Below are 17,741 nucleotides of genomic sequence, written 5' to 3' on the forward strand. Positions count from 1 at the left end.
GCCGGGTACCCGGCTGACCCACCCCCACGCGACCGACGAGGAGCGTCCCCGCGGGGGCGCTCCTCGGGGGCGCGGGGAACGGCGCGCCCGGCCACGACGGCGCGACGGACGACCGCGTGCCCAAGGGGTGAACGGTTCCGCCCCCGCGGCGACGGTCGGGGCGGGACCGCGACCTCAGCCCGCGGCCCCGTCGCGACCCGGCCGGACGCCCCCGGCGGCAAGCACCGCACCGACAACGCACAGCACCCCGGTGACCACCACCGCGACATGCACCCCGTTCAGGAACGCCTCCCCGCTCCCGTTGACGATCGCGGCCCTGAGCTGCGCGGACATGTCGCCGGACACCGGGGAGACACCCATCGCCACCGCGTCCTTCGCGCCCTCGAGCCGGTCGGCCACGGCCGCGGGGACCCCGGCGCCGGTCAGCTCCGTACGGAGGGTCGCGTCGACCCGGCCGCTGATCAGGGAGACCAGCACGGACGTGCCCAGCGCGCCGCCGATCTGGAGCATCGTGGCCTGGAGGCCGCCGGCCACCCCGCCGTCCTCGACCGGCGCGTTGCCCACGATCGCGTCGGAGGAGGCGGCCAGCACCATGCCGACGCCCAGGCCGAGGGCGATGAACGGCGGCCACATCGTGGCGTAGGAGGAGTCGGTCCGCCAGGTGAGCATGCCGAAGCAGGCGGCGGCCTGGAGCACCATGCCGAGCGGCATCGTGAGGCGGGCGCCGAAGCGCTGGGTCAGTGCGGCGCCGAGCGGGGAGGCGACGAGGGAGGCCAGGCTCAGCGGCAGGGTGCGGACGCCGGCCTCGACGGGCGAGAGGCCGCGTACGTTCTGCAGGTAGAGCATGACGAAGAAGATCACGCCGAGCATCACGAAGAAGTTCAGCGCGGTGATGACGGCGCCGGTGGCCAGCGCCCGGTTGCGGAACAGCCGCATCGGGAGCAGCGGGTGCTCGACGCGCGTCTCGTACCGCCCGAAGACGAGCAGGACGGCGAGGCCCGCGCCGATGGCGCTCCAGGTGCCGGCCGAGGCCCAGTCCCAGGTCTCGCCCTTGACGACGCCGAAGACCACGCCGAGCAGGCCGAGGGCGAGCAGGACGACGCCGGGGAGGTCGAAGCGGTGCCGTCCGGTGGAGTTCCTGCTCTCGGGCAGGACGAACGCGCTGAAGACGAGGGCGACGACGCCGATGGGCGCGTTGACGTAGAAGACGGACTCCCAGCTCACGTTCTCGACGAGCAGGCCGCCGACGATGGGGCCGAGCGCCGTCGACACGGCCGAGACCATCGCCCAGATGCCGACGGCCATGCCGAACTTCCGCGGCGGGAACACGGCGCGGAGCAGGCCGAGGGTGTTGGGCATCAGCAGGCCGCCGAAGAAGCCCTGGAGGGCCCGGAAGGCGACGACGCCGGTGATGGACCCGGACAGGCCGATGGCCACCGAGGCGAGGGTGAACCCGACGACTCCGGTGAGGTAGTAGGTGCGGCGCCCGAACCGGTCGCCGAGCTTGCCGCCGAGGATGAGGCTGGCCGCGAGGGCGAGCAGATAGGCGTTGGTCACCCACTGCAACTCGGCGGTGGACGCGTTCAGTTCGCGGCCGATCTCGGGGTTGGCGATGGCGACGACGGACGCGTCGAGCTGGACCATGAAGAGGCCGAAGGCGACGGCGCACAGGGTGAGCCAGGCGTTGGACCGCCGGCCCGCCGCCTTCGGCGGTGCCTCGGTGCGTGCGGGCAGGGGGAACTGATCCACGGAGGTGGACGGCATGGGAGGGCCTTGTCCGATCATTCGGGTGCGGAGGAAGAGGTGTCCGGTGTCCGCCCACGGCGACCGCGCCCTCCGCTGCCGGAGGGCGTGTTCCCGTTCTGGAGTGTCAGTGATCCGTGGGGCGGAGCGCGCGGGTCAGTGACGTGAGCGCGCCCGTGACGGAGCCGAGGGCGTCCATCTCGCCGTCGGTGAGGGACTGGAGGGCCTCGCGCAGGAAGCCGGTCTCGAGCCGGCGGACCTCGGCGAGCCGGCGGCGGGCCGTGGCCGTGGTGTGCAGATGGGCGACCCGCTTGTCGGCGCGGTCGGGCCGGCGTTCCAGGAGCCCCTGTCCGGTCATCTGGGAGACCAGGGCACTGACGTTGTTGGGCTTCATCAGCAGCGCGCCCGCGGCCTCGCGGACCGTGGCGCCCTCCTGCCGGGAGACGAACCGCAGCAGCGCGAGCTGCGCCTCGGGCGGCTTCGGGTGGGGATAGTCACCGGCCACCCGCCGGTCGAGGGCCCGGTGCAGCGCGGGGAGACAGGCCGCGAGCTCGGCGGCCACGCGGTCGAGTTCCCGGTGGGAAGCGCTGGAGTCGGACACCCGTCGAGAATAGGTATCCACTCATAGCCATGTCAATTGCAGGCGGTCGCAAGCATGGCCTTTGACCTCGAATTTTTAGGGATACCTCGCCCCGGTCTTTTAGAGTGTCTTTAGACAACGCATGATCAAGCAGACAGGGGACAGCCATGGGTGCTCCACGACTGAGCAGCACACCGCTGCCGGGAATCGGTGTGCGGTACGACCTGACCACGCGGGAGCAGCGCCGCCTGTCCGTGGTCGCGCACAAGGACGGGGCGCGGACGCTGAGCGCCTACCGGGAGGACGACCCCGACGCCTGCGCCCTGTCCATGCGGCTCAACCCGGGCGAGTCGGGCGCCCTCGTCGACGCCCTGATGTCCTCGGAGCACCGGCCCAACCTGCTGTCGACGACCGAGCTCGGCCTGGTCGCCGAGCGGTTCGAGCTGTCGGCCGTGTCGTACTGGAACGGGCGGGTGCTGGGCGAGACCCGGCTGCGCACCGAGACGGGCACCTCCATCGTGGCCGTACTGCGCCGGGCCGAGGCGATCCCCTCCCCCACGCCCGCCTTCCGGCTCGCCGGGGGTGACACGCTCATCGTGATCGGCACCCGCGAGGGCGTGGAGGCGGCCGCCACCATACTCGGACGGGAGTGATCGACTTTGCACTCCTCCGCGGTCTTCCTCATCGAATTCGGCGCCATCATCCTCGGCCTCGGTCTCCTCGGGCGCTTCGCCGGGCGCTTCCAGTTCTCGCCCATCCCCCTGTACCTGCTGGCCGGTCTCGCCTTCGGCGAGGGCGGGCTGCTGCCGCTGGGCGCCAGTGAGGACTTCGTCGCCATCGGCGCCGAGATCGGCGTCGTCCTGCTGCTGTTGATGCTCGGCCTCGAATACACCGCGAGCGACCTGGTCTCCAACCTCAAGACCCAGTACCGGGCGGGGATCGTCGACGCGGTGCTCAACGCCCTGCCGGGCGCCGCGATGGCGCTGCTGCTCGGCTGGGGCCCGGTGGCCGCCGTGGTGCTGGCGGGCGTCACCTGGATCTCGTCGTCGGGCGTCATCGCCAAGGTCCTCGGTGACCTGGGCCGGCTCGGCAACCGCGAGACCCCGGTCATCCTGAGCATCCTGGTCCTCGAGGACCTGTCCATGGCCGTGTACCTGCCGATCATCACGGCGCTGCTCGCGGGCGCCGGTCTGGTCTCGGGCAGCATCACCATCGTCATCGCGCTCGGCGCGGCCTCGCTCGTGCTGCTGATCGCCGTGCGGTTCGGCCGCCACATCTCCCGCTTCGTCTCCAGCGACGACCCGGAGAAGCTGCTGCTGGTCGTCCTCGGTCTCACCCTCGCGGTGGCCGGACTCGCGCAGCAGCTCCAGGTCTCCGCGGCCGTGGGCGCGTTCCTGGTCGGCATCGCGCTGTCCGGGGAGGCCGCCGAGGGCGCGCACAACCTGCTGGCGCCGCTGCGCGACCTGTTCGCCGGGGTGTTCTTCGTCTTCTTCGGTCTGCACACCGACCCGGCGAGCATCCCGCCGGTGCTGCTGCCCGCGCTCGCGCTGGCCGTCGTCACCGCGCTGACCAAGATCGCCACCGGCTACTGGGCGGCCCGCCGCGCGGGTGTCTCCGCCAAGGGCCGCTGGCGGGCGGGCGGCACGCTCGTCGCCCGCGGCGAGTTCTCCGTCGTCATCGCCGGACTCGCCGTCACGGCCGGCATCGAGCCGTCCCTCGGCCCGCTGGCCACGGCGTACGTGCTGATCCTGGTCATCCTCGGACCGCTGACCGCCCGCTACACCGAGCCGCTGGCCTCCCGGCTGACCGGCCTGCGCAAGGCACCGGCCGCGCGACCGGCACCGGAGGCGGAGCCCGACCTGGAGGCCGCGTCGGAGGCGGCGGCCACCCCGGGCGGCACCGGCGGATCATGAGCACCGGGCGCCGTCCCCGCCGGTAAGCAGGGGGGACGGTGCAGGTGACTCGGGAGCATTGAGTATTTTTCTCTTCCCCGTCCCGGTCGACCGGCCGGGGCGGGGATCGGTGCCAGAAGAGGGCGGGGAGCACGTGGCGGAGCGGGAACCGGAACCTGAGCAGGACTACTTGCTGGGCTACGCGCGCATACTGGCCGAGGTCTCCGCGACCGGCCGCCGCCCCACCCGGGCCGAACTGGACGCGCGGCGGGCCCTCGGCGAGCGTGCCGCGGACGACGGCCGCGATCTGCGCGACCTCGTCCGGCGGCACCTGGAGGAGACCCGGCTGTCCTGGCCCGGGACGCCGGGGACGGCGGACAGCGTCCTGTTCGCCGTCGAGCTGGCCGTCGACGCCTTCACCGAGGGGTACGAGCGGGCACAGCGCCTGGCCGTACGGCAGGAGGAGGCCGCGCGCCGGGAGTTCATCGACGACCTGCTGTACGGACGCAGCGACCTCGGGCGGCTCGCCGAACGGGCGGAGCGCTTCGGTCTGGTGCTGTCCGGTTCGCACGCGGTCGCGGTGGCCGGGGCGCCGACCGCGTACGCCGACACCGATCCGCTGACCCGTCGTGTCGAGGCCGCCCTGAACGCGCGCTTCGGCGAGCGGAACGTGCTGCTGACGACGAAGAACGGGCAGCTCATCTGTATCGCGCCGGGCGACCACGACGAGGTGCTCGGCTACTTCGCGCAGCAGGCGTGCGCGGCGGCGGACGGCAGCAGGGTCGCCGTCGGCCGGGCCCAGCCTGGGCCCGGCGGGGTGGTGCACTCCTACGAGGAGGCGCTGAGCACGCTCGACCTGGCGGACCGGCTGGAGCTCGAGGGGTCCGTGGTGCACGCCGCGGACCTGCTGGTCTATCCCGTCCTGGCACGTGACCGGCAGGCCCTGGCGGATCTGGTGCTGAGCGCGCTGAGCCCGCTGCGGCAGGCCAGGGGCGGCGCGGAACCGCTGCTGAGAACGCTGGAGACGTACTTCGAGACGGGCTGCTCGGCGGCCGGGGCGGCCCGCCGGCTGGCGCTGAGCGTGCGGGCCCTGACCTACCGGCTCGAACGGATACACCAGCTCACGGGCGCCAACCCGGCGGATCCGCTGCACCGTTACACGCTCCAGACGGCCGTCATCGGGGCACGGCTGCTGGACTGGCCCGCGCAGGAGCTGTGACGTTTCCGCGGAACGCCCGCGGGGCCGACGGATCGCCGGCCCCGCGGGCGGTGGGCGTCAGCCGGTGATCTCGACCTTTCCGTTGTCCGACGCCGGAGCCGGGGCCGGTGCCGGGGCGGGCCGCTCGCCGGTGGTGTTGCCGGGGTTCTGGCCGGTGAGGTTCTTGAGGATCCCGGCGAGGTCGACGCCGGTGGTGGAGCCGAGGAGTTCCAGGCCCTGGGCGACGTTGTCGGCGACGGCGCGCGGGAGCCGTCCGGCACCGTCGGTGGAGATGACGGTCAGCTTGTCGATCGCGCTGAGCGGTTCGGACGCCTTGCCGACGACCTGCGGCAGCACCTCGACGAGCATCTGGAGCCGCGCTGCGTCGCCGTACTGCGCGAAGGCGTCGGCCTTCTTGCGCATCGCCTCCGCCTCGGCGAGCGCCGCGCGCCGCGCCTTCTCGCCCTCGCCGGTGAGCCGGGCCCGGTCCGCGTCCGCCTCGGCCTCCTTGACCAGCGCGATCCGCCGGGCCTCGGCCTCCTGCTCGGCCTGGTAGCGGGCCGCGTCGGCGGGCTTGCGGACCTTGGTGTCCAGTTCGCGGTCGGTCAGCGCGGCCTGCCGCTCGGCCACCTTCTCCTGCTCGGACAGCACGTCCTGGCGCCGGGCGGCCTCCGCCAGCGGGCCCGCGGCCGCCGCGCGCGCCGCGGCCTCGTCGGTCTCCGCCTTGATCTCCGCCTGCCGCAGCGCGAAGGTCCGCTGGGCGACCGCGATCTCCTCCTCGGCCTTCAGCCGGGCCTGTTCGGCGGCGCGCCGGGCCTCGGCCTCGGCGATGTCGGCCTCCTGCCGGGCCCGGGCGGCCTCGGGCCGGCCGAGGTCCTCGAGGTAGGAGCCCTCGGTGGTGATGTCCTGGATCTGGAAGGCGTCGAGCACGAGGCCCTGCCCGGAGAGGCTGGCCTCGGCCTCCTCGGCGACCTGTCCCGCGAACGCGGCGCGGTCGCGGATGATGTCCTCCACCGACATCCGGCCGACGATGGCGCGCAGCGCTCCGGACAGTACCTCCTGGGTGAAGCCGACGATGCCGTCCTGCTGCATCAGGAACCGCTGGGCCGCGGCGCGGATCGAGTCCTCGGTGCCGCCGACCTTGACGATGGCGACACCTTCCAGGTGGGCCTTGACCCCGCGCAGGGTCACCGCGCCGCGCACGGCGACCGGGATGTGCCGCGAGGACAGGTCGAGGGTGAACTTCTGCTGCACGAACGGCACGACGAAGACACCGCCGCCGACAACCACCTTCTGGCCGCTGTTGTCGGTGAACACCCGGCCCGTCTCCGGGTCGGTGGCCTTCTTGCCGCGCCGCCCGGTGACGATGAACGCCTCGCTCGGGCCCGCCACCTTGTAGCGGGTGACCACGACCAGGGCCAGCAGGACGAGGAGTACGACGACTCCCAGCACGGCGACGAGGACAGGACTCATGCGAGTTCCCCCATGTACGTAGAAACCGGTCGGCACGACCCGGTCAGGAACAGAGATCGAAGGCGGGCCGCGGGACCCGTGACGGGACCTCGGGGCGTCCCGTCGGCAGGAGCGGGCCCGGGGCCCGCGTCAAGCCCTCCCGGCCGGTCAGCGTTCGACCGGGCGCACCACGACGGAGGTCGCGGAGGGCGACTCCGCCACCCACACCTCGGTGCCGCGGGCCACCGGGACGGCCGCGCGCGCGGCGAGCTTGACCGGCTGGCCCGCGAGCCGGAGCAGCACCTCGCCGTAACCGTCCGCCGGGATGGCGGTGACCACGCTGCCGGCCAGCCCCACCACGTCGTCCCGGGTGGGCACGGCAGCGGTGCGGTCCTGCATCAGGGCCCTGCTGAAGCGGTACGTCGCCCAGGCCGCGGCCACCCCGCCGAGCGCGCCGATCCCGGCGCTCGCCGCGGGCCCCGTACCCGCGGCCGCCTGGGCGATGACGCCGCCGAAGCCGGTCATCGCCAGGAATCCGGCGACGACCGGCAGCGACAGCCACCCGTCGAGGATGCCTCCGAGCGCCCCGTCCAGGACGCCCTCCAACACCCCGTCGAAGACCAGCGAGAGAGCGAGCAGCACGACCCCCGTGATGCCCAGCCCGAGCAACCAGGCCATGCGTGCCGTCCCCCTCCCGCCCTTCGCCGATCTCCGGCTTGAAAGGATCCTGACATATGACGGCGACCCGGTTCACTGCCGGTTCCCGGCAGTCTTCACCCGGTTTTCATGCCGCATGACGACGGCGGCCGTCACGGCCGTGATGTGTGGCACAGGCCACACGACATGGGGCAATTTTTACCCGCTGGGGTGATCATCGGCCCCGTCCCGTCCGTACTACCCGGGCAACGGACCGTGCCGCGTCAGGAGGAACCATGCGCATGTCCCGGAACGTACTGGGGACCGTCTTCGTGGGCGGGGCCCTGGTGCTGACCCTCGCCAGCCTCGCCTACCCGGCCATGCTCGGAGTGCAGAACACCTCGAGCGATCAGTCGCGGGTCATCGCCAACACCCGGTACGGGCCGCTCACCGAGGCCGACCGCGACTTCGTCGTCAAGGTGCGCGCGGCGGGGCTGTGGGAGTACCCCGTGGGACAGCTGGCCCTCAAGAAGGGCACGACCAAGGCGGCGAAGACGGCGGGCGAGCACCTGATCACCGGGCACGCCGGCCTGGACGCCACCTGCCGCAAGATCGCCCCGGAGCTGGGCATCACGCTGCCCAACCAGGCGTCGCCGCAGCAGCAGGGTTTCGTGGCGACCCTGGACGCGGACACCGGGAAGCAGTTCGACAGCGACATGGCCAACATCCTGCGGGTGACGCACGGCCAGATCTTCTCGACCGTCGCCAAGATCCGCGCCACCACGGAGAACACGCTGGTGCGGTCGCTGGCCGACCAGGCCAACGACACGGTCCTCGACCACATCACGGTCCTGGAGAAGACCGGTTCGGTGAACTTCGACACGGTCAACTTCCAGCAGTCCACCGCGCCGAAGCTGCCCGCCGACCAGATGACACCGCCCGCGCCCGCGCCGGGCACCCCCGTCGTCGCGCTGACCGTGCCGCCCGCGCTGGCCAGCCCGTCCCCCACCCCGACCACGGGCTGACCGCGGCCGGATACCGGGCACCCGGGGGGGGTCATTCCGCCGCGAGGGTCCCGTAGAGGGCGGCCTGCTGCCGCAACTGCCGGTCGTCCAGGAAGTGCTCCCGGGCGCGCTCGCGGGCGCCCGCGCCGAGCGAGACGGCGCGTTTTGGATCGTGGACCAAGCCGGCGGTGCGGGCCGCGAAGGCCGCGCCGTCGGTGGGGTCGTCGACCAGCAGTCCGTGCACGCCGTCGTGGATCTGGTCGCGGATGCCGCCGACGGCGCTGGCCACCACCGGCCGGCCCTTCCACATGGCCTCGGTGACGGTCAGCCCGAACCCCTCCGCCAGGCTCTTCTGGGCGACCACGGCGGCCCGCCGCTGGAGGGCGTTCACCATCACCGCGTTCTCCTCGGCGTCCGCCATCGGCAGACAGGCGAGATGGATCCGGGAGCGGATCCGCAGGGGCAGCCCACGCCAGTACTCGACGCAGTTCGCGAAGACCCGGCCGCCCTCGGGATCGTCGCTCACCCGGCTCACGTCCGGGCCCACCAGCGCCAGATGGGCGCCGCCGAGCGCGTGCCCGCCGTCCGCGAAGGAGGCCATCACCCCGGCCATGTCCTTGAGCGGGTCCCAACGGGAGATCTGCACGACGAGGGGCGCCCCGTCCGGCGGCGGCGCCACGCTGAACAGGGCGTCCGGGCGGCGCCGTACGGCGGCCGGGGAGCCGTCGCCGCGGCGGTAGACGGCCGGCCGGTCCCCGGCGGGCGGCTCGCCCAGGCCGATGCGGCCGGCGATCGCCGCGGCCGTGTCCGCGTCCAGCGGCCGGTTCTTCGCCGAGAGCGGGTCGATGGACGGCTGGATGACGGCGACGTGCCGCCCGCCGAGCAGGCGGGGCACGTACTGCGCCCGGGAGAACACGTACGCGTCCGCCGTCTCCAGGAAGGGCGCCAGGAACGCCCAGGCCCGGGCCGTGTACTGGTTGTCGGTGTCGGTTCCGATGTGGCACCGCCACACCACGCGGACGCCGGCCCGCCGCAGCGGCAGGGTCATCCCGGCCACCTGGGGATCGTGCAGGGTCACGAGGTCGCCGGGGCGCACGGAGCGCAGCAGGGCCCGCGCGTTGCGCTCGCCGGCCGCCCGGTACGCGGCGACGGCGGCCGGGCCGAGCGCCGGACCCGGCGCGTCGTGGCCGTGCAGCAGGTGGTGCAGCCGTTTGGTGAGGGCGAAGAAGCCCGGGTCCCCCTCGATGGTGAACCAGCGGGTGTCGAGGCCCGCGCCGCGCGAGTAGCGCAGCACGCGGTGCAGCATCTCGGCGACGCCACCGCCCGTATCGGTGGAATTGACGTGGACGATGCCGCGGGAGCCCAGCCGGTCCCGCAGCGCGCGGTGCGCCGAGTCCAGTCCGGCGGACCGCTCGCCGCCGATGGTGTCGCGCAGCAGGGAGGGGACGGCCGGGGGGATCGCCACCTCCGGCAGTGGGTGCGCGGTGCTCGCGCCGCGCGACGGTACATCGAGTTGCGTCGTCTGCGTCATCGAAGAACCGCCTTTCCGGTGCATACGGTGCGTCCGTCTCCGGTTTCCCAGACATCGGCACACAGAACACACGCGGTCGGACATCAAGGCGGAAAGCGCACAAGTGGTGGCACACGGACCGCACCGGGGTGGTTACGCGCCCGCGTTTCACGGGATGGATCACGGGCACTGCGATAGTCCGGGGCGGCCGTGACCACGCCCGCCCCGGCACGTACAGCACATCCAGGCCACCGGAGCACGAGGTAGTCATGAGCGACGACAGCATGGCGGACGACGCCTACCAGCCGACGGGCAGCAACGAGGAGCAGGAGGACGCCGCGCCGCTCGACCTCCAGGACGCGGTGGACGAGCGCACCTACGACGACATGCTCGACGAGGGCTACTCCCCGCCCGAGAAGCCGCTGGGCGTCGAGAAGACCGGCACCACGGCCGAGGAGCAGCACGAGGGCGAGACGCTCGACGAGCGGCTGCGCCAGGAGGTGCCCGACCAGGAGCCGCCCGCCGGTGACGGCGTCGGCGATCTGCCCGGTGGCGAGGGCGAACCGGTCGACGCCGAGTCGGGCGCGGACCGCGCGGGCCGGCTGGTCGCCCCCGACGAGGGCGTCCGCTCCGACACGACCAAGGAGGTCGTCGCCTCCGACGAGGGCATCGACGGCGGTGCGGCGGGTGCCGAGGAGGCCGCGGTGCACGTCGTACCGGACGAGGAGCTGCCGCCGGCGCCGGAGCGCGGCGACTGAGCCGCCCGGCGGCGGGGCGCGGGGCCGCTCGGGGGACGGGACGCGAGGCCGGACGACCCCCGTGGCGCGGGGCGAACCGGCAGCCGGAACCCGAGGAAGGCCGGTTCATGTTGGTTTGCCGCTCCGGTGTGGGTACTCGGGCCGCGGCCACACACTACGAGCAGGAGTTTCCGGAGGTGATGGAAGTGACAACCTCTCGCGGGTCGGTCATGGAAACCCATCCCGACATCATCGACATGCGCCACCGCCATGAGATGGCCGAGCGCGCGGCGAGTACGCCGCGGGCCCAGGCCGTGGAGACCCTGGCGTTCCTGACGGGCATCTATCTGGCGGCCTCGCCCTGGATCACCGGGTTCAACAACCTCTCGACGCTCGCCGTGAACAACGTGATCGTCGGTATCGCCTACGCGATCCTGATGAGCGGCGGCTTCGGCAGGGCCTACGAACGCACGCACAGCATGGCGTGGGCCGCGTGCGCCCTGGGTGTGTGGACGATCGTCGCGCCGTGGGTCATCGCCGGTGACGTCAGCACCACCAAGACCGTGTGGAACAACGTCGTCGTCGGTGTCATCGCCACCGCGCTGGCGCTGGCCGCCAGCGCCGCCGCCGGATCGGACAAGTCCTCCACCCGGCAGCGCGGCACACCGGTCGAGTACTGAGTGAGGGTGCTCCTGCACCGGACGGTGCTCGCACGCCGGACGGACGTGCACCCGTACTGAGCGGTCCGCGGGCCCGCTCCCCCTCCCGCCCGCGCAGCCGCCGCGCGATCCAGCGGTGCGCCGGACAGCCGGCCGGCCGGTACGCCGTCGGTCGGCATCCGGCGCACCGCGGATCCGCGGCTCCTCGCTCGCCGTCGGGGCTCAGACGTCATGGCCCTGAGCGGCCAGCCACCGGTGCACGGCCTCTTTGTCGGCCACCGTCACCCGGGCAGGACCGTCCCTGACGGGCCCCTCGTCCTCGTTGAAGCCGGTGTCGGTGACCCGCGCCGTGACCCAGTCCGCGAGCTCCCCGGCGGCGTCCGGAGTAAGCCGTCCGTGTTCCCAGTCGTCGCCGGTCTTCCGCGCCGCCCGGGGCTCGTGCTCCGCCGCCTCGGCCAGCCACACCGGGACCAGCCGGTCCACGACCCGCCGGTCGCCGTCCCGGCCGGGGGCCGCCCCAGCGTCGTCGGTCATGGCACCCCGCCCTAGTCGAAGAGCGCCTTCTGTACGTCGTTGGGCCCGTCGAAGCGGTCCGTGCCGGAGTGGGACAGCTTGTCCACGAGGTCCTCGCCCGCGCCGTTCTTCTTGGCCACTTCGACCAGGTCGTCACGGCTGCTGGGGTAACCGGCGCCCTTGAGCGCCTTCTGCACGTCGATGGGGTTGAGGTCGGCCATGGCCGTCTCCCTGTCGGTCGGGGGATGGGGTGATCGGCCCCAGCATCACGCGGGGCCGCGCCCGTCGCACGCCGACGGGGCCCGGCGGTGCCGCTGTCCGGCGGGCGGCTCCGCTTCCCGCACCGCGCCCATGGGCCCCGGACGCTTTTGCGGGGCGCCCCGCCGAGTGGGTGAAGAGCCGGGCGGCGGGCGTAACGGCACCGGAGGGGGTGGTATCCGCTCGTGACGAGCCTGCGGGGTCCGTCCGTGCGCGGTGTGCCTTCGGTGAGGAAGTGCCTTCGGTGGAAGCGACACAGAGGAGAACACATGGCCCGGCAAGTGCGTGACGTCATGACCGTGAACCCCTTCTCGGTGGGCCCGGACACCCCGGCGCACCGGGTCGCCGTCCTGATGCGGGACGAGCGCGTCGCCGCCGTGCTGGTGACCGACGACGGACGGCTGCGGGGGCTGGTGACCGACCGGGACCTGACCGTGCGCATCCTGGCCGCCGGCGGGGACGTGTCCGCCCGTACCGTGGCGGAGGCCTGCGGCACCGAGCTGACCTCGGTCGCCCCCGAGGACGACGTCGACCGCGCGCTGCTGCTGATGCGGGCCAAGGAACTGCGCCGCCTCCCCGTCATCGACAACGGCAGGCCGGTCGGCATCATCGCGCTGGACGACCTCGACGACGGCCGTGAACCGGCCCCCGCCGTGGGCGGCCTCCCGTTCGGCGAAGCCGGTCTCTGAACCGCCCGCTCCCGGGACCCGGCCGGCCCTCCTGTAGCGTCCGTCTCCGGCCGTCACCCCGAGACACCGACGTGGGCAGCCCGTTCCGGCCGGCGGGTCGGCCGGAGAGGAACGCGCATGTCCCAGGAGACCACCGCCGGTCCGCCGAGGGGCGTCCTGGTCACCGGCGGCTCACGCGGTATCGGCCGGGCCGTCGCGCTGGCCTTCGCCCGCGGCGGCGACCGGGTCGCCGTGCAGTACGCCGGGCGCCGCGCGGACGCCGAGGAGACCGTGCGGCGGCTCCCGGGCGAGGGACACGCACTGCTCCGGGCCGATCTGGGCGAGCCCGGCGCGGCCGAGCGGGTGGCGGCCGAGGCGGTCGCCGCCCTCGGCACGGTGGACGTCCTGGTGAACAACGCCGCCGTGGCACCCACGGCGGAGAACCGGCACCCGGTCGCGGACACCCCGCTGGCGGACTGGCAGCGGGTCTGGCGGCGCATGGTCGAGGTCAATCTGCTCGGCGCGGCCGACCTGAGCTGGGCCGTCGCCCGGCACCTCATCGACCGCGGGGCCCCCGGCGCGATCGTGAACGTCGGCTCACGCGGCGCGTTCCGCGGCGAACCCGACTTCCCGGCCTACGGCACGACCAAGGCCGCGCTGCACGCGCTCGGCCAGTCGCTGGCGGTGGCGCTGGCCCCGCACGGCATCGCGGTCACCTCCGTCGCCCCCGGGTTCGTGGCCACCGAGCGGCAGGCGGCGAAGCTGTCCGCCCCTGAGGGCGAACGGCTGCGGGCGGAGAGCCCGTTCGGCCGGGTCGGCACCCCGGAGGAGATCGCCGCCACCGTGCACTTCCTGGCGTCCCCCGCCGCGGTCTGGGCGTCCGGAACCGTCGTGGACCTCAACGGCGCGTCCCACTTGCGTACGTGACCCCGCCCGCGTACGTGACTCCGCTCGCGTACGTGACCTCACCCGCGTAGAGGGGCCCGTCCGCGCCCCTTCAAGCCCCCGGCCACCGGCAGCACAGCAGCCGTACCACGCCGAACAGCGCGAACGGCCACACCGCCGCGAAGGCCCAGATCGCCCCCACGTCGGACGTCGCGAGGCCGACGACCAGGAGGGTGACGGAGACTGCGAGCAGGAGGGCGACGGACGACAGGCGCGGTTCGTACGACGCCACGCGGGAGAGGTCCGGCCGCCATCCGGGCCTGAGGGTGCGCAGCCGGCGGTCCAGCCGGCGGTCCCGGCGCAGGACCCGCTCCATCTCGTCGAGTATCCGCTGCTCGTGATCGGGGAGTCTGCTGGTGGTCACGGTCACTCCTCCCGGGGCCGAAGGGGGAACGGTTCCCGGGTGCCCGGCGGATCCCCGCCCAACCGCGGCGCGCCGCCGGGCGGTGGGGCGGCGGGGCCCCGGGCGGGCGGCGCGGGCGGTTCCTCCGCCAGCGCCTCGACCAGGGCGTCCGCGCTGTCCGGTACGCCGTCCTCGGCGAACCGGACGCGGCTGTGCCGTGCCGTCACCCGCCCGGAGGTCAGGCACCAGTCCCACCACCGCTTCAGTTGCCGTACGTCGAGGCGTTCGGCGGGCACCAGGGCGGGCCAGTCGCAGGCGTGCGCCTGGGCGGTGACCTTCGCACCGCCCGCGACGGGGTCGATGGCCAGCGCCGGGACCCCGGCCCGCAGGCTGAGCACCAGTCCGTGCAGCCGGTCCGTGACGACCAGGTCGAGCCGGCCCAGCACGGAGTCGAACTGGGCCGGCGTGGCACACAGCCGCCAGTCCCGCGCGTCGAGCCTCGTCTCCAGCTCGACGCGGGCACAGTCCCGGCCGCCGAGCCAGCGGGTCACCAGGCTTGCGACCTCGTCGTGCCGCCGGTACGGCCCGTACTCGTCCTGTCCGTGGGTGAGGACGACGCCGACAACGGGGCGTACGGAGTCCGCGGGCGCGCGGGCCGACAGGTCGCGTACCGGGTCCAGGCCGGGTCCGTCCCGGTGCAGCACCCGGTGGAAGCCGGTGACGGCCGGGGCCCCGGGGTCCACGACCGAGGTGCCGACGGCGATCCGCAGACAGTGCGCGAACCGCCGGTGCAGGTCCGCCACCTGCGGTCCGTGCAGCGGCCCGCAGACGAAGACCAGCCGGGTGTAGTTCGCCGGCCGCACGTCCTCGAAGTGCAGGGCGTCCGCCCGGAAACCGGGGCTCCACACGGTGTCGTGGGCGAGCCCGGCCCGGTCCAGGACGTCCTGGACGCGCCGCAGTGCGAGCACGTCACCGGCGGTCGCCTCCCCGTCGGAGAAGCTGAACCAGCCGGTGAGCAGCGTCCTCGGGCCGGTCAGCAGCGCGCTCGGGCCGGTCAGGCGCTCCGGTACGACGTCCGCTCGGGCGGCCATGGCGCGGCGGGTCAGGTGCGGTCCTCGTCGCCGGTGGGAGGCCCTTCGCCGCCTATGGTGTCGGCGTACTCGGACGGGTCGAGCGTGCCCTCCTCGTCGGGGGCGATGCCGGGGCTGCCGCCGGGCTGGCCGCCGCCCGTGGTGCCGTAGCCGCCCGGGACGCCGGGCACCGCCTCGGCGTCCGCCTGTTCCCGGGAGATGTGACGGGTCGCGCGGACGCCGGAGCGGCGCTCGGGCTCGCGGTGGCCGAACGGCCGCGATCGCGCGCGTTCCTCCTCGGCCCGGCGTGCCGCCTGCGCGGCGTCCCGTCCGCCGTGCTCGCGCTGTTCACGCTGCTCGCCGCGCCCCTGCGCCGCCCGGTCGGATGTTTCGTGGTTTTTGGGGTGCTTCATCATGGTTTGCCGGTACCCCTCCTGCCGGGGTGCATGCGAGTACAGGACTCAGGCGCGGGGGCGGGCGGCCGAGGTGCGGATCGCCAGTTCGGCCGCGGACAGGCCGTCGACGAGGGCGGGGTCGGCCAGTCCGGGCACACACACCACCCGGCCCTCCGCCAGAGCGGCCAGCGAGGCGTCGACCACCTGCTCCACGGGCATGCCGCCGTCCTCGTGCACCGCCTGCTCGCGCCCCGGCACCGGGGCTACGCCGCGCGAGAGGTGGAACTCGGTGGCCGTCAGCCCCGGGCACAGCACCTGGATCCGCAGGGGTGTGCCCGCCAGTTCCGCCGCGAGGGTACGGGTGAAGGTGACGACAAGGCCCTTGGTACCGGCGTACACCGCGCGCTCGGGCAGCGGGTGCGGCGGGAGGTTTCCGGCGAAGGCGAGCTGCGAGGCGACGTTGACCACCGTGCCACCGCCGCGTTCCAGCATGCCCGTGACCACCGCCCGGGTCAGCGCGGTGACCGCGAGCACGTTGACATTCAGGATCTTCACCAGCAGCTCCGGCTCCAGTTCCGCGAACGGGCCGTAGCCGTTGATGCCCGCGTTGTTGAGCAGGAACCCGATGTCCCCGGCCGCCGCCCGCTCGGCCACCCGGGCCAGGTCGCCCGGGTCGGAGAGGTCGGCCACGACGACGTCGACCGCCGTCCCGGTCTCCGCGCGCAGCCGGCCGGCCAGGTCCTCCAGCCGCTGCGCCCTTCTGGCCACGAGCACGGTGTCCCAGCCCTGTGCGGCCAGCCGCGCGGCGTAGGCCGCGCCGATGCCGGAGGAGGCCCCCGTCACCAGGGCCGTGCCGCGCCGTGCGCGCCCCTTTCCGCCGTCTCCCCCGCCGTGTCCTGTGCCGTCTTCCGTGCCGTGTGCGGTGCTCACTCGTCCGTCGTCCTTTCCGGCCGCTCACCCGCGGCCGCCGTCTGCCGGGAAACCGTAACCACGTGCGGCGGGTACCCGCCTGCCGGCGTCCGCCCGGACGGCCCGTTTATTCGGTACGCCGCGGCGGCGGCCGGAAGTTAGCCTCGCGCGTGACGCCGACAGCCACCACCCGACGGGAAGACCATGACGATCATTCGCGCCGCGCGCGGCGATGAACTGCCAGGCCTCGTCCGGCACCCCGGCGACCCCGGGCGTGACGAGGCGGCCGGCGCCTACCTCGCGGACATGCTGGCGAAGAAGTGCACCCGGCCGCAGTGGTGCCTGGTCGCCGAGGACGACGACGGCCGGCTCCGCGGCAGCGTCGTACTGTGGACGTTCCCCGGCGACGAGCGGCCCCGCGATCTCGTACTGCTCGACGCCCCGTGGGACGAGCCCGGCCTGGCCACGGGCGAGGATCTGGTGCGGGCGGCGGCCGGTCTGGCCCGCTCGCTCGGCGTCGCGGAACTGGGGCACGCCCTCGACTCCCCCGTACAGGCGCCCCAGTTCCAGGACCACCCCCGCGAGCGTGCCGCGCTGCTGCGGCGGTGCGGCTTCCGGCAGGTCCGCGACGGGCTGCGCTTCCGGCGCGCTCCGGACGCCGGACTGCCCACTCAGGACGAGCGGCTGACGTTACGTCCGCTGCCGGAGCTGGGGCGCGCCCCGTTCGTCGGCCTGCTCACCGAGCTGCTGGCCGACACCGCCGACCTGCGGCTGGCCGCGGACGTCGCCCGCCACGGGCCGCGCGGCGCCGCGGAGCTGCTCTTCACGGACATGGAGGGGTACGACCACGAACCCGGCTGGTGGGAGCTCGGGTTCACGCCCGACGGCACCGCCGCCGCGATCAGCCTGCCCGCCCGCAACCCGGTCTTCCCCGTGATCGGTTTCGTCGGAGTCGCACCCGCCCAGCGCGGCAAGGGGTACGCCACCGCCATGGTCGCCCGCGGCACCCGCGTCCTCGTGGAGAACGGCGCCGGGGAGATCCGGGGCGACTGCGACGCCGCCAACCTGGCGATGGCCAAGGGCTTCGAGCGGGCGGGGTACGAGAACTTCGCCTCGCGCCTGGAGTTCACGGCGCGGTTGTGACGCACCCGGGGGTGCGGGGCTGTAGCGCACCGGGGGTGCGTGGTGCCGCCCGCCCGCCCCGCCCCGCACCGGGGGGGGGGCGGGCC

General features: G+C 73.8%; 20 protein-coding genes. 9 read left to right on the forward strand and 11 right to left on the reverse strand.

What is annotated here, in order from left to right; genetic code table 11:
* Positions 1-174: 174 nt before the first annotated feature.
* The gene (locus ACFV6E_RS41435) at positions 175-1,764 is read right to left on the reverse strand and encodes an MFS transporter (RefSeq protein WP_385468859.1); all 1,590 of its coding nucleotides are present in this window, start codon (positions 1,762-1,764) and stop codon (positions 175-177) included.
* 106 nt (positions 1,765-1,870) lie between these two features.
* Complete coding sequence (locus tag ACFV6E_RS41440; RefSeq protein ID WP_385468862.1) at positions 1,871-2,344, reverse strand: MarR family winged helix-turn-helix transcriptional regulator; 474 nt, start codon at positions 2,342-2,344, stop codon at positions 1,871-1,873.
* 146 nt (positions 2,345-2,490) lie between these two features.
* On the opposite strand from ACFV6E_RS41440, the gene ACFV6E_RS41445 reads away from it, so the two are divergent.
* The 3 genes from ACFV6E_RS41445 (at position 2,491) to ACFV6E_RS41455 (ending at position 5,434) form a co-directional block, all read left to right on the forward strand.
* Positions 2,491-2,976 carry a cation:proton antiporter regulatory subunit gene (locus ACFV6E_RS41445; RefSeq protein WP_385468865.1) on the forward strand — a complete coding sequence of 162 codons (486 nt, stop codon included), beginning with the start codon at positions 2,491-2,493 and terminating at the stop codon, positions 2,974-2,976.
* Positions 2,977-2,982: 6 nt separating this feature from the next.
* Positions 2,983-4,236 carry a cation:proton antiporter gene (locus ACFV6E_RS41450; protein WP_385174048.1) on the forward strand — a complete coding sequence of 418 codons (1,254 nt, stop codon included), beginning with the start codon at positions 2,983-2,985 and terminating at the stop codon, positions 4,234-4,236.
* Between the two features lie 109 nt (positions 4,237-4,345).
* Positions 4,346-5,434, forward strand: a complete 1,089-nt coding sequence (locus ACFV6E_RS41455) for a PucR family transcriptional regulator (RefSeq protein ID WP_385174060.1) — start codon at positions 4,346-4,348, stop codon at positions 5,432-5,434.
* Positions 5,435-5,491: 57 nt separating this feature from the next.
* Here the strand turns inward: ACFV6E_RS41455 and ACFV6E_RS41460 are convergent, their stop codons facing one another.
* Together ACFV6E_RS41460 and ACFV6E_RS41465 are read right to left on the reverse strand one after the other, a co-directional pair.
* Complete coding sequence (locus tag ACFV6E_RS41460; protein ID WP_385468868.1) at positions 5,492-6,886, reverse strand: flotillin family protein; 1,395 nt, start codon at positions 6,884-6,886, stop codon at positions 5,492-5,494.
* 147 nt (positions 6,887-7,033) lie between these two features.
* Positions 7,034-7,543 carry a hypothetical protein gene (locus ACFV6E_RS41465; protein ID WP_385174042.1) on the reverse strand — a complete coding sequence of 170 codons (510 nt, stop codon included), beginning with the start codon at positions 7,541-7,543 and terminating at the stop codon, positions 7,034-7,036.
* A gap of 254 nt (positions 7,544-7,797) precedes the next feature.
* Between ACFV6E_RS41465 and ACFV6E_RS41470 the strand changes: the two genes are divergently transcribed.
* Positions 7,798-8,526: a DUF4142 domain-containing protein gene (locus ACFV6E_RS41470; protein WP_385468871.1), complete on the forward strand. Its 729-nt coding sequence runs from the start codon at positions 7,798-7,800 to the stop codon at positions 8,524-8,526.
* Between the two features lie 31 nt (positions 8,527-8,557).
* On the opposite strand, the gene ACFV6E_RS41475 is transcribed toward ACFV6E_RS41470, so the two are convergent.
* Positions 8,558-10,036, reverse strand: a complete 1,479-nt coding sequence (locus ACFV6E_RS41475; RefSeq protein ID WP_385468874.1) for a glycosyltransferase — start codon at positions 10,034-10,036, stop codon at positions 8,558-8,560.
* A 248-nt stretch (positions 10,037-10,284) separates the two neighbouring features.
* On the opposite strand from ACFV6E_RS41475, the gene ACFV6E_RS41480 reads away from it, so the two are divergent.
* Both ACFV6E_RS41480 and ACFV6E_RS41485 read left to right on the forward strand, forming a co-directional pair.
* Complete coding sequence (locus ACFV6E_RS41480) at positions 10,285-10,773, forward strand: DUF5709 domain-containing protein (protein ID WP_385174034.1); 489 nt, start codon at positions 10,285-10,287, stop codon at positions 10,771-10,773.
* A 209-nt stretch (positions 10,774-10,982) separates the two neighbouring features.
* Positions 10,983-11,432, forward strand: coding sequence for an SPW repeat protein (locus tag ACFV6E_RS41485; protein ID WP_385174032.1), 450 nt, complete (start codon positions 10,983-10,985; stop codon positions 11,430-11,432).
* 201 nt (positions 11,433-11,633) lie between these two features.
* Here ACFV6E_RS41485 and ACFV6E_RS41490 read toward each other — a convergent pair whose 3' ends face one another.
* Together ACFV6E_RS41490 and ACFV6E_RS41495 are read right to left on the reverse strand one after the other, a co-directional pair.
* Positions 11,634-11,945: a hypothetical protein gene (locus ACFV6E_RS41490; RefSeq protein ID WP_385468877.1), complete on the reverse strand. Its 312-nt coding sequence runs from the start codon at positions 11,943-11,945 to the stop codon at positions 11,634-11,636.
* Between the two features lie 11 nt (positions 11,946-11,956).
* Entirely contained in the window at positions 11,957-12,145 is a 189-nt protein-coding gene (locus ACFV6E_RS41495) for a DUF2795 domain-containing protein (RefSeq protein ID WP_385174026.1), read from the reverse strand.
* A 306-nt stretch (positions 12,146-12,451) separates the two neighbouring features.
* Here ACFV6E_RS41495 and ACFV6E_RS41500 point away from each other — a divergent pair, with 306 nt between their 5' ends.
* Both ACFV6E_RS41500 and ACFV6E_RS41505 read left to right on the forward strand, forming a co-directional pair.
* Positions 12,452-12,871, forward strand: coding sequence for a CBS domain-containing protein (locus ACFV6E_RS41500; RefSeq protein ID WP_385174023.1), 420 nt, complete (start codon positions 12,452-12,454; stop codon positions 12,869-12,871).
* A 117-nt stretch (positions 12,872-12,988) separates the two neighbouring features.
* A complete protein-coding gene (locus tag ACFV6E_RS41505) occupies positions 12,989-13,777 on the forward strand; it encodes an SDR family NAD(P)-dependent oxidoreductase (RefSeq protein ID WP_385468880.1) in 789 nt (262 codons plus the stop codon).
* Positions 13,778-13,847: 70 nt separating this feature from the next.
* Here ACFV6E_RS41505 and ACFV6E_RS41510 read toward each other — a convergent pair whose 3' ends face one another.
* From ACFV6E_RS41510 to ACFV6E_RS41525, 4 genes are read right to left on the reverse strand one after another with little or no spacing between them, the layout of a single operon-like run.
* Positions 13,848-14,159 carry a DUF3040 domain-containing protein gene (locus tag ACFV6E_RS41510; protein ID WP_385174017.1) on the reverse strand — a complete coding sequence of 104 codons (312 nt, stop codon included), beginning with the start codon at positions 14,157-14,159 and terminating at the stop codon, positions 13,848-13,850.
* Between the two features lie 2 nt (positions 14,160-14,161).
* Positions 14,162-15,229 (reverse strand): polysaccharide pyruvyl transferase family protein, encoded by a 1,068-nt coding sequence (locus tag ACFV6E_RS41515; protein WP_385468882.1) that lies wholly within the window; start codon positions 15,227-15,229, stop codon positions 14,162-14,164.
* A gap of 11 nt (positions 15,230-15,240) precedes the next feature.
* Complete coding sequence (locus ACFV6E_RS41520; protein WP_385174012.1) at positions 15,241-15,624, reverse strand: hypothetical protein; 384 nt, start codon at positions 15,622-15,624, stop codon at positions 15,241-15,243.
* A 45-nt stretch (positions 15,625-15,669) separates the two neighbouring features.
* Positions 15,670-16,533, reverse strand: a complete 864-nt coding sequence (locus ACFV6E_RS41525) for an SDR family NAD(P)-dependent oxidoreductase (protein ID WP_385468885.1) — start codon at positions 16,531-16,533, stop codon at positions 15,670-15,672.
* A 183-nt stretch (positions 16,534-16,716) separates the two neighbouring features.
* Between ACFV6E_RS41525 and ACFV6E_RS41530 the strand changes: the two genes are divergently transcribed.
* On the forward strand, positions 16,717-17,655 hold the full coding sequence (locus tag ACFV6E_RS41530) for a GNAT family N-acetyltransferase (protein ID WP_385174007.1): 939 nt from the start codon (positions 16,717-16,719) through the stop codon (positions 17,653-17,655).
* Positions 17,656-17,741 lie beyond the last annotated feature (86 nt).

It is taken from the genome of Streptomyces sp. NPDC059785 (assembly GCF_042732375.1).
GTDB lineage: Bacteria > Actinomycetota > Actinomycetes > Streptomycetales > Streptomycetaceae > Streptomyces.

Coding starts and splice junctions, on each gene's coding strand:
- ACFV6E_RS41435 (WP_385468859.1), bottom strand. CDS start 1,764: ATGCCGTCCACCTCCGTGGATCAGTTCCCCCTGCCCGCACGCACCGAG.
- ACFV6E_RS41445 (WP_385468865.1), top strand. CDS start 2,491: ATGGGTGCTCCACGACTGAGCAGCACACCGCTGCCGGGAATCGGTGTG.
- ACFV6E_RS41460 (WP_385468868.1), bottom strand. CDS start 6,886: ATGAGTCCTGTCCTCGTCGCCGTGCTGGGAGTCGTCGTACTCCTCGTC.
- ACFV6E_RS41465 (WP_385174042.1), bottom strand. CDS start 7,543: ATGGCCTGGTTGCTCGGGCTGGGCATCACGGGGGTCGTGCTGCTCGCT.
- ACFV6E_RS41470 (WP_385468871.1), top strand. CDS start 7,798: ATGCGCATGTCCCGGAACGTACTGGGGACCGTCTTCGTGGGCGGGGCC.
- ACFV6E_RS41475 (WP_385468874.1), bottom strand. CDS start 10,036: ATGACGCAGACGACGCAACTCGATGTACCGTCGCGCGGCGCGAGCACC.
- ACFV6E_RS41480 (WP_385174034.1), top strand. CDS start 10,285: ATGAGCGACGACAGCATGGCGGACGACGCCTACCAGCCGACGGGCAGC.
- ACFV6E_RS41485 (WP_385174032.1), top strand. CDS start 10,983: ATGGAAACCCATCCCGACATCATCGACATGCGCCACCGCCATGAGATG.
- ACFV6E_RS41490 (WP_385468877.1), bottom strand. CDS start 11,945: ATGACCGACGACGCTGGGGCGGCCCCCGGCCGGGACGGCGACCGGCGG.
- ACFV6E_RS41495 (WP_385174026.1), bottom strand. CDS start 12,145: ATGGCCGACCTCAACCCCATCGACGTGCAGAAGGCGCTCAAGGGCGCC.
- ACFV6E_RS41500 (WP_385174023.1), top strand. CDS start 12,452: ATGGCCCGGCAAGTGCGTGACGTCATGACCGTGAACCCCTTCTCGGTG.
- ACFV6E_RS41505 (WP_385468880.1), top strand. CDS start 12,989: ATGTCCCAGGAGACCACCGCCGGTCCGCCGAGGGGCGTCCTGGTCACC.
- ACFV6E_RS41515 (WP_385468882.1), bottom strand. CDS start 15,229: ATGGCCGCCCGAGCGGACGTCGTACCGGAGCGCCTGACCGGCCCGAGC.
- ACFV6E_RS41520 (WP_385174012.1), bottom strand. CDS start 15,624: ATGATGAAGCACCCCAAAAACCACGAAACATCCGACCGGGCGGCGCAG.
- ACFV6E_RS41530 (WP_385174007.1), top strand. CDS start 16,717: ATGACGATCATTCGCGCCGCGCGCGGCGATGAACTGCCAGGCCTCGTC.